This window comes from Paenarthrobacter sp. NPDC018779 (assembly GCF_044391085.1).
Lineage (GTDB): Bacteria > Actinomycetota > Actinomycetes > Actinomycetales > Micrococcaceae > Arthrobacter.
This window is the reverse complement of the sequence record NZ_JBIRZS010000003.1, coordinates 22,605-36,400: the sequence shown is the minus strand read 5'-3', so window position 1 is coordinate 36,400 and position 13,796 is coordinate 22,605. Positions and strand designations below refer to the sequence as shown.

Below are 13,796 nucleotides of genomic sequence, written 5' to 3'. Positions count from 1 at the left end.
GAGTCACCTCCCGCCGTCGTGAGCTGTATCGCTTGCCGCCAAGCATTATTTGAGGCGGCGCTCAGCCTTCAAGCTTGGAATGCTCGCCCAGACGGTGCCATGAACGGTTGTGGTAGACCAGGGCGTCGCCGGGTTCGCCCGCTTGGACGTCACGCATCACGCGGGACTCCAGGGCGTGAACGGCAATGATGGTGGAAGTTCCCACCTCCATGCGATCGATGACGGCGCAACGCACCCAGGCGCGGACGTCGTCATACACCGCTTCGCCGGTCGGAAGGGCCGACCAGCGGTGAGTCTGGTCAAAGCGGTCGGCGCCGGGGGTTGCCCCAAACTTCGCCAGGTCGACGTCGTGCGCGTCCAGAAGGTGCACGACGACGGTCTCGGCGCGCGAAAGCACCTTGGACGAAGAGGACAGTGCGGAGACCGAGAAAATCAGCAACGGTGGTTCCGCACTCACTGAGACAACCGACGATACCGTCAGTGCCACGGGCCCTTCGCCGGCATCAGCCGTGACGACGGCGACACCTCCCGGGTGCCCACGGAACAGTGACTTGAATTCGTCAGCCGAGAGGGAGGACGGGAAGCCTTGCTTCGGATCCGCAAGCCATGTGTCCGTGGGGTAGGCGTGAAACATCGTTATGACACCGTGGGGGCGGAGCCGGCGAGTTCCTCGCGAATGATGTTCGTCCCTGCGCTGAGAGCACTCAGCTTGGCCAGCGCGATGTCCCGGGGGAACGGTGCCATGCCACAGTTGGAGCTGGGGATGAGCTTGTCCGCATCGACGAACTGAAGAGCCTTGCGGAGGGTGTCGGCCACCTCCTCCGGGGTCTCGATTGTCTCGCTTGCGACGTCGATTGCCCCGAGCATGACTTTCTTGCCGCGGAGGAGCTCAATGAGGTCCATGGGCACGTGGGAGTTCTGGGATTCCAGGGAGATGATGTCGATGCTGGAGCTCTGCAGCAACGGGAATGTTTCCTCGTACTGCCGCCACTGTGAGCCGAGCGTCGCCTTCCAGTCATTGTTCGCCTTGATCCCGTAGCCGTAACAGATATGCACGGCGGTCTCAGCGCGCAGTCCTTCTGCGGCCCTCTCAAGCGCAGCCACGCCCCAATCCTTGACCTCATCGAGGAAGACATTGAACGCAGGCTCGTCGAACTGGATGATGTCCACGCCGGCGGACTCGAGTTCCTTGGCCTCCTGGTTCAGGATCGCGGCGAACTCCCAGGCCAGCTTCTCGCGGCTCTTGTAGTGGTCATCGAAGAGCGTGTCCACCATGGTCATTGGACCGGGAAGGGTCCATTTGATCGGTCGGTCGGTCGCCGCGCGCAGGAACTTTGCGTCTTCGACGAATACGGGGCGTTCGCGGCGCACCGGTCCGACGACGGTCGGCACGCTGGCGTCGTAGCGATCGCGGATGCGCACGGTCTTACGCTGTTCAAAGTCGACCCCGCTGAGGTGCTCGATGAAGGTCGTGACGAAGTGCTGGCGGGTTTGCTCGCCGTCGCTGACGATGTCGATTCCGCGTCGGCTCTGCTCGTGGAGCGCGATGCGCAGCGCATCCTGCTTGCCCTCGAGCAGCGCATCTCCCTCCAGCTTCCACGGGGACCAAAGAGTCTCCGGCTGTGCGAGCCACGATGGTTTCGGAAGGCTTCCGACAACGGTGGTAGGCAAAAGTGTGTTCATGATTGACGATTCTCCGTGAGTCAGTTGACGAGAGCGGGGTAGTTGGCGGTCCACTGGTCCAGCAGGTCCTTGTGGGGCGTGATGAAGTGCTCCTCCGTGTACTTCGCCTGCTTGACCGCCAGCTGACTGCGCTCGACGCGGTCGTAGGCGATCTGCGTCCGCGAGAAGTCCTGCTCTCCCAGGCTGGGCTGATAGACGACGGCGGCGGCGGAGTTCGCGTTGTAAACTTCCGGGCGGTAGATCTTCTGGAACGTCTCCATGGTGCTGATCGTGCCGATCAGTTGCAGGTTGGAGTAGTCATTGAGCAGGTCGCCGCGGAAATAGAAGGCGAGAGGTGCCACGCTGCCGCGTGGCATGAAGTAGCGCACCTGCAGTCCCATTTTTGCGAAGTACGCGTCCGTCAGCGAGAACTCGTCCTGCTGGTACTCGACGCCCAGCACCGGGTGGTGGTTCTCCGTTCGCCGGTACGTCTTGGTGGTTGAGACGCTGATGCACACCACCGGCGGCTGCGGGAAGCGTTCCTGGCACGCCGGGGAATCGAGGAATTGCTGGAACAGTTTGCCGTGAAGATCGCCGAAGTTCTCGGGAACGGTGGGCTTGCCGGCTTCCGCTGTTGCCGCCGGCAGTACCACGCTGAAGTCGAAGTCACGGACGTAGGAGGAGAAGTTGTTCCCGACGATCCCTTGGTGACGGACGCCGTTCAGTTGGTCGACGATCTGGATGTCGAGAACCTCGAAGAGGGGGAACTGCTGATCCGTACCTTCGGCAGTGAACTGGATCTGCACGGAAACGATCTCAAGCTCGAGCGTGTAGCGGTCCCGGTCCGGGTTGTCCCAGTCTGCGAGATCGTTGAAGCGGCGGCGGATCATGGTTAGGGCGTTGCGGAGGTTCTCCTGGCGGTGCTCGCCCCGTGCGAGGTTGGCGAAGTTCGTCGTGATCCGGGAGCCTTCTGACGGGGAGTAGTCCTCGTCAAAGCGGGTGGTGGTGATATTGAAGGTGAAGTCGTCTGCCATTGCTGCCAATCCGTTGATGATGGGCCGGAGACGGCCTTTCAGAAGGGGACGTATCCATGGTGCAGCTTTTCGAGGGGTATCAGGTAACTCGTGGTTGCTATGCATTCATATAGAATTTCCCTATGGCCCAGATTTCGAGCGGATTGACCCTGCAGCAGCTCCGCTACTTCATAGAAGTTGCGGCCGAGGGGTCGATCTCCGCGGCGGCAGATCTGCTCTACGTAGCGCAGCCGACAATGTCCGCAGCGATGAAGGACCTCGAGGCCCGGGTAGGCCGTGCGCTCCTTGTTCGTTCCGCCCGCGGGGTAACCCTCACCGAGGACGGGGCAGAGTTCCTCGGCTATGCGAGGCAGGTGGTCGAGCAGTTCGCCCTCCTCGAGCAGCGCTACCTCGGCAGGCCACCGACGCGACGTCTGCTCGGGGTCTCAACGCAGCACTACTCGTTCGCGGTGGACGCCTTCGTCCGGATGGTCAAGGCCACTGACGTGGCCGAATACGAGTTCTCGCTCCGTGAGTCCCGCACCTGGGACATCATCGAGGATGTCCGGACACTCCGCAGCGAGATAGGCATCCTGTACCGGAACGATTTCAACCGGAAAGTCATTGACAAGCTGCTCCGGGAATCTGGGCTGGCGTTCACACCCCTTTTCCTCGCGGATCCACACATTTTCATTTCACGGAAGAACCCGCTCGCCGCAAAAGAGCGAGCGACACTCGCCGACCTCGCCGGCATGCCGCGGCTGACCTTCGACCAAGGTGCGAACAACTCCTTCTACTTCGCCGAGGAGATCCTCTCCACCTTGTCCAGCAAGCAGGAGATCCGGGTCTCTGACCGTGCCACGATCTTCAACCTCATGATCGGCCTCCACGGCTACACGATCTCCACGGGCATCATCAGCGGGCAACTCGACCCGGAGATTGTCGCCATCCCTCTCGACGTTGACGAACGCATCGAGATCGGCTGGATCGGTCACGCTGCAATCCCGCTTACCGACCAAGCGCAGCGCTACCTCGGGGAATTGCGGGCCGTCGTAGCAGAGTTCGGCGTAGCGCTACTCGACTGACTGCAATCCGGGCGGTGCCGTTCTGGCCGCCACCCGTGGACGCCGTTGAGCAGTTGGCCGAGATTTCAGCCCGCCCCTCCGGGAAGTTGGCGAAGCTTCGCCAGGCTTGGTGTAGAGATTGACTGGACCGGCTTCGTAGGATGGGGGCAGGCGCAAACGGGGGGAAGGGCTGGGTGTTGGACGTGGGGGATCAACCCGTGGATGAGCGTGAGGACCGCAAGCAGAACCGGGCGGAGCTGCGCCGGGCATTCGTGATTCCGGCAGTGATCGGGTTGGTGGTACTCGGGGTTGCCGGAGTGAACTTTGCCAACGGCCTGGCCACGAAACAAAATCAGGAAGCGGCATTGACTCTGTCGGCCTGCCAGGTGACACCACGGGCTGACCTTGTCCCCGCGGACGGGGCGTTGTTCGGGGTGAACCTGGACTGGCACCACAAACCCTTGGCGACGTACGCCAACGACCTCGGCCACAAACCCGCCATCAGTGTCTCCTTCACAGGGTTCCCGCTCACGGCCAAAGACGAGGCCGACCTGGCCGGGGCGGTGGAGCAAATCCGTGCCGACGGGCACATGATGCTCCTGACCCTCGAACCCCACAACGGCCTCGGGGAGGTCACCGAGGACACCGCCGCAGCTCTTGCAAAAGACCTGAACCAGTTCAACGAGGCCGGAGTTCCTGTGATCGTGCGGTTCGCACACGAAATGAACGGCTCCTGGTACGCCTGGTCCCAACAGCCCCGGAAGTACATCGCCGCGTTCAAGACCATCGCAGAAGCCGTCCACACCCACGCGCCCGGGTCGGCGATGATGTGGGCGCCGAACTACGGCGGCGGGTACCCGTTCGCCGGCGGCACCTATGAAGCCAAGCCCGGCAGCGAAGAGTTCCTTGCCCTGGACACCAACGGCGACGGCGCCCTGACCATGAACGACGACGCCTATTCGCCCTATTATCCCGGGGATGAGGCCGTGGACTGGGTGGGCATGTCCCTGTACCGCTGGGGTGCGAAATACCCCTGGGGTGAGAACGAACTCCCCGAACCGGACAAACTCGCCCAGCAGCTCACCGGCACCTACAACGGGGCCAACGGCGATGACAGCCTGTTACCCGACTTCTACACCGTTTACGGAGTCGATCACGGCAAACCCGTCGCCATCCCCGAAACAGCTGCCCTCTACGCACCGGGCGTTGGCGGGGAGCAGGAACTGGCCATCAAACAAGACTGGTGGAAACAACTTTTTGCCGCGGAAACGCACGCGCGGTTCCCGCAGGTGAAGATGATCAACTGGTTCGAATGGGACAAAACCGAGGTGGAAGTCAAAGGCCGCGTCGACTGGACCACCACCAACACCCCCACCATCCGCGAAACGTTTACCACGGCCCTGCCGGACTGGCTGCGTTACGGACCAGACCAAACCTGCCAGCCCCAGCGCTAGAAAGCCCAGCGCTGGAAAGGCCGGCCCAGACCTCACCAACGCCCGGCGACGCCGCCAGGCCCGGTAACTGCATCCGGTTTCGTCCGCGACGGCCGCGGACCCCGTAAGCCCACGGCTTCCCCGGGCGAGGATCAGGGGAGGGTGGCGGCGATCCGCCTCAGCAATAACGCCCAAACCAAAGTCATCGATCCCGCAGCTCAGCTGGCCGCATTGAATTTTGCGTCGCGGACCGGCATATGACGTCGAAAACCGGCCACCAAGTAATCAGGAGCCTTATGATTGTAGTGTGACGATGTTCGTTGGCTTGGGTCTTCTCACAACTCCGATCCAACTGATTGCGATGGGCAGGGGCTTTGGTTTGGTCGAGGCCGAATACGGGTAAGTAAGAACCAAACGCGATGAAAACGGGAGCTGGCCATGAATGATTTCCTGCCCCTGGTCAATGAACTTGCCGCCCTGGCTGGCACAGCTTCCGGCGGTTTCCTTACACCGGATAGCGCCAGCAAGGCCGTGCAGTCGCTGGCGTACATCCTAAGGGATGTAGTTCCTGGCTCGGTGGGTGCCGGGGCATCGCTGATCAACGCCCGCGGACGGCGGGAAAGCTCGGGGGCAACTGACCTTGTAGTCCTGCAGGCAGACCAGTTGCAGTACGAGCTGGGGCAGGGACATTGCCTAAGCGCTTGGGCTGAACAGCGGCCTATCCTCATCGATGACACGCAGGCCGATACCCGATGGCCGGCTTGGTCGGCCGCCGTCGCTGACTTGCCCATCCGGTCCGTCCTCAGCGCTCCGCTGACCACGAACGGCCAGCGCATCGGGGCATTGAAGGTCTACTCGCCAATTCACTCTGCCTTCGACAACGAAACCCTGTTCTTGATCGAACGCCTGGCTGCCCCCGCCGCAGTGCTGCTTGGCAATGCCCGGGACCACGAAACGACCCTCAGGCTTAGTGGCGAACTGATGGAGGCACTGACCAGACGTGACGCGATTACCAGGGCACAAGGCATCCTGATGGAACGTCACGGAGTCAACGCAAGGGACGCGTTGGACACCCTGCTCACTGCCTCCCGGGACCAAGGGCGGCCACTGCATCAGATCGCCGAACTCATTGTCCACGAAATCGACGGCGAGTAGGGGAGCGCGTGGACGACCTCAATGTACCCGATGGCCAGGCCCGCGGAACCAGGGAGGCCATGGACGAAGCCGGGTTGAGCCTCGGCAACGTCTGGATGCGGTACTTCAGCCTTACCGGCGCCGCCGGCGAGTGGGAAATCGACGCTTATCTCAACGGCTCGCTCGAACTGCCCGAAACCGAACGCGACCTCCTGGCTCACGCTGTCAACGAACTTATCCAAGAACTCCCACCCCGCCGCAGGGCGCCCTACAGCCACAACGGCAGGAAACAGGACCCTGGCACAACCGCCGGGAAGACCCTGAAGTGAACGCAAGCTCGCACGTAGTCCATCAATGATGCGATGCGTTTGACAGTCTGTATGGGGGCTGGAAGAGTGGGCAGTTCGCTGATGCAACCGGCGGCTATTTCCCAGAGGCCGGAGGCCTTCGCAATGACCGATATCCACATCAGCGCTTTCCTGGACGAACGCGTAGTCCAGGACCCAACCCTTGATGACAGCTTGGACCTCGGCACCCTTTACGGGTTGTACGTGAGCTGGTGCCTGACCGCCGGCCAGCACCCCGCAGCGCAGGATGTGTTCTGCACGGCACTGCGACACCATGGCGTGGCCCACGACGACGAGCAAGGCCTGATCCGCGTCTACCCGGGTCTGCGGATCCTCGATCCTTTTACTGACAGTGATGCCATCGCCGGGGCCGCTGCCTCGCCGTAGGGCCCGAGCCGCCCTGCTGGTTTGCCTGTTTCAGGTCCTGGCGGCAGTGGGGTTTTGAAGCCGGCGGCGGCTGGGGGGAGAGTCTCGGTCTCAGAAGACTCTGTCGCCGCCGGCTTCGTTCAGGGCCGGACCGCCTTTCGACGGCCGGAGCACCGGTTGGATGAGACCACCGATGCGATGCGGTGGAAGTCCGGCGATGCTTGGGGCTAACCGTCCTTCCATGAACCAGTCAACAGTTCAGCGGGCTGGGGAACACGAGTAGTTTGTACTCGTTTTACGGCAACCAGCCGGGGCGTTCTGGGGACTTGTACTCACAAACAACGTCCCGACTACTTGGAATCCGGGCCGCGGACGCCGGCTTCAATGACGAAATCGGACGCTGGGTAACGCCATATTGCGGTCCATGAAGGTGCACGACTTCCAGTGACCGAAGGTGTCTTTTTTCATTGTCTGGGGTCACACGGCAACCGTAATCTCAATGCAGCCAAGGCCGCAGGGCAGTAATTCCTGCAGCCGCCGCCTCCCGACCCGGACCGTACGTTCACGGACCTGTCCCGGGTTGCAGGCTAACCCGCATCTGCATCACCATCTCCGTTCCAGGCTTGGACCCAGCAAGCCTGCCCTCTCCCCGAAGGAACACGTCCCGTGTCGTCACCCCAAGACAACTCCTCTACCCGCATCGTTGCCGGTGAATCCGCCAAGCCCAAACACCGCGCCCTCAAGATCGGCATTGCAGCAGGCGTGGTCCTGTTGATCGGTGCGGGCGCTGCCGTGGCGTCGGTTGTTTCGAATAACAACCAGGCAGCCCCGGCCGTTACCACGTCGCCGGCGGCTGAGCTGAAGCTCGGTTACTTCAGCAACGTCACCCACGGCCCCGCCCTGGTGGGTACCAGCAAGGGCTTCATCGCCAAGGAACTCGGCAGCACCAAGCTCAGCACCCAGGTGTTCAACGCCGGCCCGGCCGCGATCGAGGCCCTGAACGCCGGTGCGATCGATGCCACGTACATTGGCCCGAACCCGGCCATCAATTCCTTCGTCAAGAGCAACGGGGAGTCGATCAGCATCATCGCCGGCGCGGCGGCCGGTGGTGCCCAGTTGGTGGTCAAGCCGGAGATCAACTCCGCAGCTGACCTCAAGGGCAAGGTTGTGGCGTCCCCGCAGCTCGGCGGCACCCAGGACGTGGCGCTGCGTGCCTGGTTGGGTCACCAGGGGTACAAGACCAATCCTGATGGCAGCGGTGATGTGACCATCAACCCCACCGAGAACGCCCAGACGTTGAAGTTGTTCCAGGACGGAAAGCTCGACGGCGCGTGGTTGCCTGAGCCGTGGGCCTCGCGTTTGGTGCTCGAGGCCGGGGCGAAGGTCCTGGTGGATGAGAAGGACCTGTGGGAGAAGGGTGATTTCACCACCACCATCCTGATCGTGAACAAGAAGTTCGCCGCCGAACACCCCGAGACGGTCAAGGCGTTGTTGAAGGGCCATGTTGAGTCGGTGAACTGGTTGAACTCGGCTTCGGCTGAGGAGAAGGCATCCACCATCAACGCAGTGTTGAAGGACACCGCGGGCAAGCCGCTCCCGGTCAATGTGATCGACAGGGCGTTGCAGAACATCAAGTTCACTACCGACCCGCTGGCCGGGACCTACAAGAAGCTGCTCCAGGACGGCGTGGACGCAGGCACCACCAAGACCGCCGACATCAACGGCATCTTCGACCTCCGCGCGCTGAACGAAGTGGAAGGCAAGAAAACCTCCGCCGCAGGACTCGGCCAGGAATAGCAAGGCACGCAACGCAGAAGGTGCCCGGGCAAATCAGCCCGGGCACCGTCCCTTTTAAGATCCGGCTCGCCGGGGGATAAGTGCTCAGGGCCGCCCGGTGATCGTCCCATCTTGGTCGGTCCTGTCGAATTCGAGGCCGAGCAGGGCGTTTTCCGTTACTTCGGGCAGGGCGGGGTGTATCCAGTATTGCTTGGTGGCGAAGTCGCGGACGTCCAGGTCAAAAGCCAGCACCGTGATCATTTGCTGTATGAGGGTGGATGCCTGCGGGCCCATGTAGTGGGCACCGAGGAGTTTTCCAGTCTCATGGTCCGCGATGAGCTTACAGATCCCGGTGGTGTCTTCCAGGGCCCAGCCGTAGGCTACGTCTCCGTAGTCCTGCACTTTCACGGTGACCTTGTGGCCGTGTTCGCGGGCCTGGTCCTCGGTCATGCCCACGGTGGCTATCTGGGGGTGGGTGAACGTGGCTGCGGGGACGTGCTGGTGCGGCATCCGCTGCAGGTCGTGGGGGTTCAGCAGATTGTGGCGTACGGCGCGCATTTCGGCATTCGCGACGTGTTTGAGCATGTAGGGGGAGGACACGTCTCCGAGGGCCCAGACACCACGGGCGGAGGTCGACCTTCCATATTCATCAACCTCGACGCGCCCGGCCTCCGTCATCGCGATTCCGGCGGATGGCAGGTCCAGCAGGTCGCCGTTGGGAATGCGTCCGGTGGCTACAAGCAGTACATCCCCCGTCGCGGAGGTCCCGTCGTCGAGCCTGACCGTAACGCCTTGGGCTGTCTGCTCAGCGTCAACCGCGGTTCGGCCAGACCGGATGTCGAAGCGTTTTGCCGCCAGGGCGTTGAACCGGTCGTGGAGGTCGTGGTCGAGGTGGCGCAGGAGCGACGAACGGGGGATGACCGTGACGTCGGTACCGAGAGCATCGAAGACGTGGGCGAACTCCATGGCGATGTAGCCTCCGCCGATGATCACCACGGACTTGGGCTGCTCGGTCAGCCGCATGATGTCCTCATTGGTGTAGTACCGCACGCCGGAGGCGGCGATGGCCTCAGGGATGGAGGGGCGGGAACCGGCGGCGATGACGATCTGATCACCGGAGATGGTCTTCCGGTCCGTGCCTTGGCCGGTGCGTAGGGTCCGTTCTCCGACGAACACAGCATGCTGGTCGTAGACGTCGATATTCGGGGTCCGTGGGCCTCGGCGGTACTCCTCACCTGAGGCGGCGATGGGGTCGATGCGGTTCCCGAAGATGCGGTCGCCCAAGCCCGGCCAGTCAACGGAGCTCACTGTGGCTTCCAGGCCCAATCGTCCCGACTCAGCGATTTCAAGTGCCGTGTCTGCGGTATGGACGTACATCTTGGACGGGATGCAGCCGGCATTGAGGCAAGTGCCGCCGAAGGAGCCTTCCTCGATGATCGCGATCGACTGGTCCTCGAACCCGGGTCCGGGGATGGAGTTCCCGGACCCCGTACCGATGATGATCAGGTCGTAATGTCGATCCACGGCGGTGCCGCTGGCAACAGTGTGCATGGGGGTCCTCACTCTGGCGTTTCTCCAACCCTAGTGAACCGAAGGCCGAAGTGCCGGGCTTGGCGCGAAGTAATAAGCATGCTTAGCTTAATTCATGACTGTTAGTCGCCATCCTGGAAAGGAAGCACATGTCTACCGTGACTAAGGTCTTCGACACCACAGCCGCCCAGGTGTGGGACGTCATCGCGGACGGTTGGCTCTACTCAGGTTGGGTGGTGGGTGCGTCAAGGATCCGTGGGGTGGAGGACCAGTGGCCAAAGGCCGGATCCAGACTCCACCATTCCGTAGGTTCGTGGCCTTTCCTCATTGACGACAGCACCAGCGTCACGGCGGCAAAGCCGGGACAATCACTTGGGCTCCTGGCCCGGGGATGGCCTATGGGTGAAGCCACAGTGTTGATCACGCTCGAGGATGTTGGTGAAGGGAGATGCTGTGTTTCCCTTTCCGAGGATGCTGTCAAAGGGCCGGGGAAGCTGATCCCGGCAGCGTTGCGCAATCTGGTGATCGGCTTCCGGAACCGTGAGACCCTCAGGCGCCTGGAGTTGATGGCGGCGGGTAGGGTGGGGGACCGATAGGTGAGTGCGCCATGACAGACCGGATCAAGGACATCTGGGGTATCCGCGCGCCCTATGCCCGCGACGAAGAATGGGCCGCCCGCGTGGACTATGCCTTGGCGGACGGTGTACGGGAAGAGGACGTGGACCGGTGGGTCCAATCTGCCTGCGTCCTGTGCAGCAACGGGTGCGGCTGCGATATCGCCGTCAAGGATGGCGTGATGGTCGGCATTCGCGGCCGTGCCGTGGACGTGGTCAACAAAGGCAGGCTCGGACCGAAGGGGCTGTTTGCCAGCTGGCAGGGTGTAGCCAGCAAGGACCGTCTCACCAAGCCCTTGATCCGCGAAAACGGGCAACTGGTGGAGACGGACTGGGACACCGCGATGAACAGGATCGTGGAACGCAGCACCCAGCTGCTGAAGGACAAAGGCCCGCTCAGCCACGGCTTTTACACCAGCGGGCAACTTTTCCTCGAGGAATACTACGCGCTGGCAGTCCTGGGCAAGGCCGGCGTTGGCACGCCGCACATGGACGGCAACACCCGGTTGTGTACCGCAACTGCAGCCGCCGCACTCAAGGAGACCTTCGGCGCCGATGGGCAACCCGGGTGCTACGAGGACATCGACAGTTGTGACGCCGTCTTCCTGTATGGCCACAATATGGCCGAGACACAGACGGTCCTCTGGTCCCGCATCCTGGATCGCCTGGCCGGCCCCAATCCGCCGAGGCTGGTATGCGTGGACCCCCGTAATACCGAGGTTGCGCGGCACGCAGAAGTCCACCTTCCTATCAAGCCTGGAACCAACCTCGCGCTGATGCATGCACTGATCCGTGAAGTCCTGCACAACAACTGGTACGACGCTCAGTACGTGCAGCAACACACCCTCGGCTTTGACGAACTCAAGGCCACTGCGGAGCAATGGACTCCGGAAGCCGCAGCTGACGTGTGCGGGGTCGACGCGGAGGACATCCGCAAAGCTGCAAGGATCTTCGGCACCACGGACCGTGTCCTGTCCACTGTGCTGCAGGGCTTCTACCAATCGAACCAGGCGACGGCCTCGGCCTGCCAGATCAACAACCTCCATCTGCTGCGCGGGATGCTCGGCCAGCCGGGCGCCGGATTGCTGCAGATGAACGGCCAACCCACCGCACAGAACAACAGGGAATGCGGGGCCGACGGCGATCTTCCGGGCTTCCGTAACTGGCACAACCCCGAGCACATCGAGCAACTGGCGGGCCTGTGGAACGTGGATCCAGCAATCATCCCGCACTGGTCGCCACCCACGCATGCCATGCAGATCTTCCGCTACGCCGAGCAGGGGTCCATCAACTTCCTGTGGATCTCGGCCACCAACCCGGCCGTTTCCCTGCCTGAACTGCCGAGGATCCGCAGGATCCTTGCCAAGCCCGAACTTTTCCTGGTTGTCCAGGACCTTTACCTGACGGAAACAGCCGCAGTTGCCGACGTCGTACTTCCCGCGGCGGCGTGGGGAGAGAAGACCGGAACCTTCACCAACGCGTCCCGTGTGGTGCACCTTTCGGACCAAGCCGTGGACCCGCCGGGGGAGGCGCGCAGCGACCTGGACATCTTCCTGGACTACTCCCGACGGATGGCCTTCACCAACCTGGACGGTCAACCGCTGTTGGCGTGGTCCGGTCCGGAGGATGCCTTCGAAGCATGGAAGGAAGCCTCGAAAGGGCGGCCCTGCGACTACTCGGGGCTCAGCTACACGAAGCTCCGCGGCGGCAGCGGCATCCCGTGGCCCTGCACGGAGGACCGTCCCGAAGGAACCACGCGCCTGTACACGGATGCCCACTTCCCGTCCGATGCCGGGTACTGCGAGAATTTCGGCCACGACCTTCTGACCGGCGCGGAAGTGGAAGTGGAGAGCTATAAGGCCAAGGAGCCCCGGGGCCGCGCCTGGCTCAAGACAACACAGTTTCATCCGCCGCACAAGGAACCGGACGACGAATATCCGCTGGTCTATTCCACCGGCCGTACCGCCTACCATTTCCACACCCGTACCAAAACCGCGCGATCGAAGCCCCTCAACGCGGCAGCTCCGCGGATGTGGGTTGAGCTTTCGGTGGATGACGCGGCCCGGCTGGGGATTTCAGAGGGCGACGTCGTTCGCGTCACCTCCCGTCGTGGCGTGGTTGAGGCGCCCGCCCGGGTCAGTGGAATCCGCCCTGGAACGGTGTTCGCTCCGTTCCACTACGGCTACTGGGACAACCCTGACGCAGACGGCAACAAGCCCGAAGAGGACACGTTCCATACGGCCGCCAACGAGTTGACCCTCACCGAGTGGGACCCCATTTCAAAGCAACCCGTGTTCAAGAACGCGGCAGTCAGGGTGGAAAAGATCCGCGACGGCGCAGGAATGGCCCCGGCACCCACAACCACCGCTTCCCGACCGGCAGGGCAGGACCAATGAACCTCCACCTCTACCTCGGCCTCCTCCACAAGGGAGAGCAAACCCTCGCGGAATCGTTCCGGCAGGTTTCGGAGGGCCACGGCGCCGAGCCGGACATCCACTTCCTTTGCCAGACGCTCGCCAAGCAGTGCGACCACCACGAGGACGTACTTCGCCCCTTGGCCGAGAGATACGGGGAGGATTCCCCGGACAACGAGCCCGAACGGCTGCACGCGGACGGCCTCTCGAAAACAAGGAGTGGACCGGTGGGCCTGCTGCGGGATCTCCAGGATGTCTATGTCCTGGCGAGCCTTGTGGACATGACCTGGACGGTGGTCGCGCAGGCGGGATCCGCACTCCGCGACGAAGAGCTGCTCGCCGCCGTCGAAAGCTGCCAAAAGGAGACCCAGACGCAACTGGCCTGGCTGAAGACCCGGATGAAGCAGGCCGCCCCGCAGGCCTTGCTGGTGGCTGAGTAGCGG

13 protein-coding genes are annotated in these 13,796 nt (G+C 62.6%); 9 read left to right on the top strand and 4 right to left on the bottom strand.

Annotated features, from left to right (window positions below; all coding sequences use genetic code 11):
* Positions 1-61: 61 nt before the first annotated feature.
* From ACH488_RS04640 to ACH488_RS04630, 3 genes are read right to left on the bottom strand one after another with little or no spacing between them, the layout of a single operon-like run.
* A complete protein-coding gene (locus ACH488_RS04640; RefSeq protein ID WP_397322576.1) occupies positions 62-634 on the bottom strand; it encodes a flavin reductase family protein in 573 nt (190 codons plus the stop codon).
* Between the two features lie 2 nt (positions 635-636).
* Positions 637-1,683, bottom strand: coding sequence for a methionine synthase (locus ACH488_RS04635; protein ID WP_397322575.1), 1,047 nt, complete (start codon positions 1,681-1,683; stop codon positions 637-639).
* A gap of 20 nt (positions 1,684-1,703) precedes the next feature.
* Positions 1,704-2,696: a DUF1852 domain-containing protein gene (locus ACH488_RS04630; protein ID WP_397322574.1), complete on the bottom strand. Its 993-nt coding sequence runs from the start codon at positions 2,694-2,696 to the stop codon at positions 1,704-1,706.
* 122 nt (positions 2,697-2,818) lie between these two features.
* On the opposite strand from ACH488_RS04630, the gene ACH488_RS04625 reads away from it, so the two are divergent.
* From ACH488_RS04625 to ACH488_RS04600, 6 genes are all read left to right on the top strand, one after another.
* Complete coding sequence (locus ACH488_RS04625) at positions 2,819-3,760, top strand: LysR family transcriptional regulator (RefSeq protein WP_397322573.1); 942 nt, start codon at positions 2,819-2,821, stop codon at positions 3,758-3,760.
* Positions 3,761-3,957: 197 nt separating this feature from the next.
* Positions 3,958-5,193, top strand: a complete 1,236-nt coding sequence (locus tag ACH488_RS04620) for a glycoside hydrolase family 26 protein (protein ID WP_397322572.1) — start codon at positions 3,958-3,960, stop codon at positions 5,191-5,193.
* A 417-nt stretch (positions 5,194-5,610) separates the two neighbouring features.
* Positions 5,611-6,327: a GAF and ANTAR domain-containing protein gene (locus tag ACH488_RS04615; protein ID WP_397322571.1), complete on the top strand. Its 717-nt coding sequence runs from the start codon at positions 5,611-5,613 to the stop codon at positions 6,325-6,327.
* A gap of 8 nt (positions 6,328-6,335) precedes the next feature.
* The gene (locus tag ACH488_RS04610) at positions 6,336-6,635 is read left to right on the top strand and encodes a hypothetical protein (protein ID WP_397322569.1); all 300 of its coding nucleotides are present in this window, start codon (positions 6,336-6,338) and stop codon (positions 6,633-6,635) included.
* Positions 6,636-6,758: 123 nt separating this feature from the next.
* Positions 6,759-7,040 carry a hypothetical protein gene (locus ACH488_RS04605; protein ID WP_397322568.1) on the top strand — a complete coding sequence of 94 codons (282 nt, stop codon included), beginning with the start codon at positions 6,759-6,761 and terminating at the stop codon, positions 7,038-7,040.
* 645 nt (positions 7,041-7,685) lie between these two features.
* Positions 7,686-8,816: an ABC transporter substrate-binding protein gene (locus ACH488_RS04600; protein WP_397322566.1), complete on the top strand. Its 1,131-nt coding sequence runs from the start codon at positions 7,686-7,688 to the stop codon at positions 8,814-8,816.
* 84 nt (positions 8,817-8,900) lie between these two features.
* Here the strand turns inward: ACH488_RS04600 and mtr are convergent, their stop codons facing one another.
* A complete protein-coding gene (mtr, locus tag ACH488_RS04595) occupies positions 8,901-10,346 on the bottom strand; it encodes a mycothione reductase (RefSeq protein ID WP_397322565.1) in 1,446 nt (481 codons plus the stop codon).
* Between the two features lie 128 nt (positions 10,347-10,474).
* Between mtr and ACH488_RS04590 the strand changes: the two genes are divergently transcribed.
* From ACH488_RS04590 to ACH488_RS04580, 3 genes are read left to right on the top strand one after another with little or no spacing between them, the layout of a single operon-like run.
* Positions 10,475-10,921, top strand: a complete 447-nt coding sequence (locus ACH488_RS04590; RefSeq protein WP_397322564.1) for an SRPBCC family protein — start codon at positions 10,475-10,477, stop codon at positions 10,919-10,921.
* 11 nt (positions 10,922-10,932) lie between these two features.
* Entirely contained in the window at positions 10,933-13,335 is a 2,403-nt protein-coding gene (locus ACH488_RS04585; RefSeq protein WP_397322562.1) for a molybdopterin oxidoreductase family protein, read from the top strand.
* Positions 13,332-13,793 carry a hypothetical protein gene (locus ACH488_RS04580; RefSeq protein ID WP_397322561.1) on the top strand — a complete coding sequence of 154 codons (462 nt, stop codon included), beginning with the start codon at positions 13,332-13,334 and terminating at the stop codon, positions 13,791-13,793. Before ACH488_RS04585 ends, ACH488_RS04580 begins: the two co-directional genes overlap by 4 nt.
* Positions 13,794-13,796 lie beyond the last annotated feature (3 nt).

Bases quoted from the DNA above. Each gene is read 5' to 3' on its own strand.
- ACH488_RS04630 (WP_397322574.1), bottom strand. From the start codon at position 2,696: ATGGCAGACGACTTCACCTTCAATATCACCACCACCCGCTTTGACGAG.
- ACH488_RS04585 (WP_397322562.1), top strand. From the start codon at position 10,933: ATGACAGACCGGATCAAGGACATCTGGGGTATCCGCGCGCCCTATGCC.
- ACH488_RS04605 (WP_397322568.1), top strand. From the start codon at position 6,759: ATGACCGATATCCACATCAGCGCTTTCCTGGACGAACGCGTAGTCCAG.
- ACH488_RS04640 (WP_397322576.1), bottom strand. From the start codon at position 634: ATGTTTCACGCCTACCCCACGGACACATGGCTTGCGGATCCGAAGCAA.
- ACH488_RS04580 (WP_397322561.1), top strand. From the start codon at position 13,332: ATGAACCTCCACCTCTACCTCGGCCTCCTCCACAAGGGAGAGCAAACC.
- ACH488_RS04635 (WP_397322575.1), bottom strand. From the start codon at position 1,683: ATGAACACACTTTTGCCTACCACCGTTGTCGGAAGCCTTCCGAAACCA.
- ACH488_RS04625 (WP_397322573.1), top strand. From the start codon at position 2,819: ATGGCCCAGATTTCGAGCGGATTGACCCTGCAGCAGCTCCGCTACTTC.
- ACH488_RS04615 (WP_397322571.1), top strand. From the start codon at position 5,611: ATGAATGATTTCCTGCCCCTGGTCAATGAACTTGCCGCCCTGGCTGGC.
- ACH488_RS04590 (WP_397322564.1), top strand. From the start codon at position 10,475: ATGTCTACCGTGACTAAGGTCTTCGACACCACAGCCGCCCAGGTGTGG.
- mtr (WP_397322565.1), bottom strand. From the start codon at position 10,346: ATGCACACTGTTGCCAGCGGCACCGCCGTGGATCGACATTACGACCTG.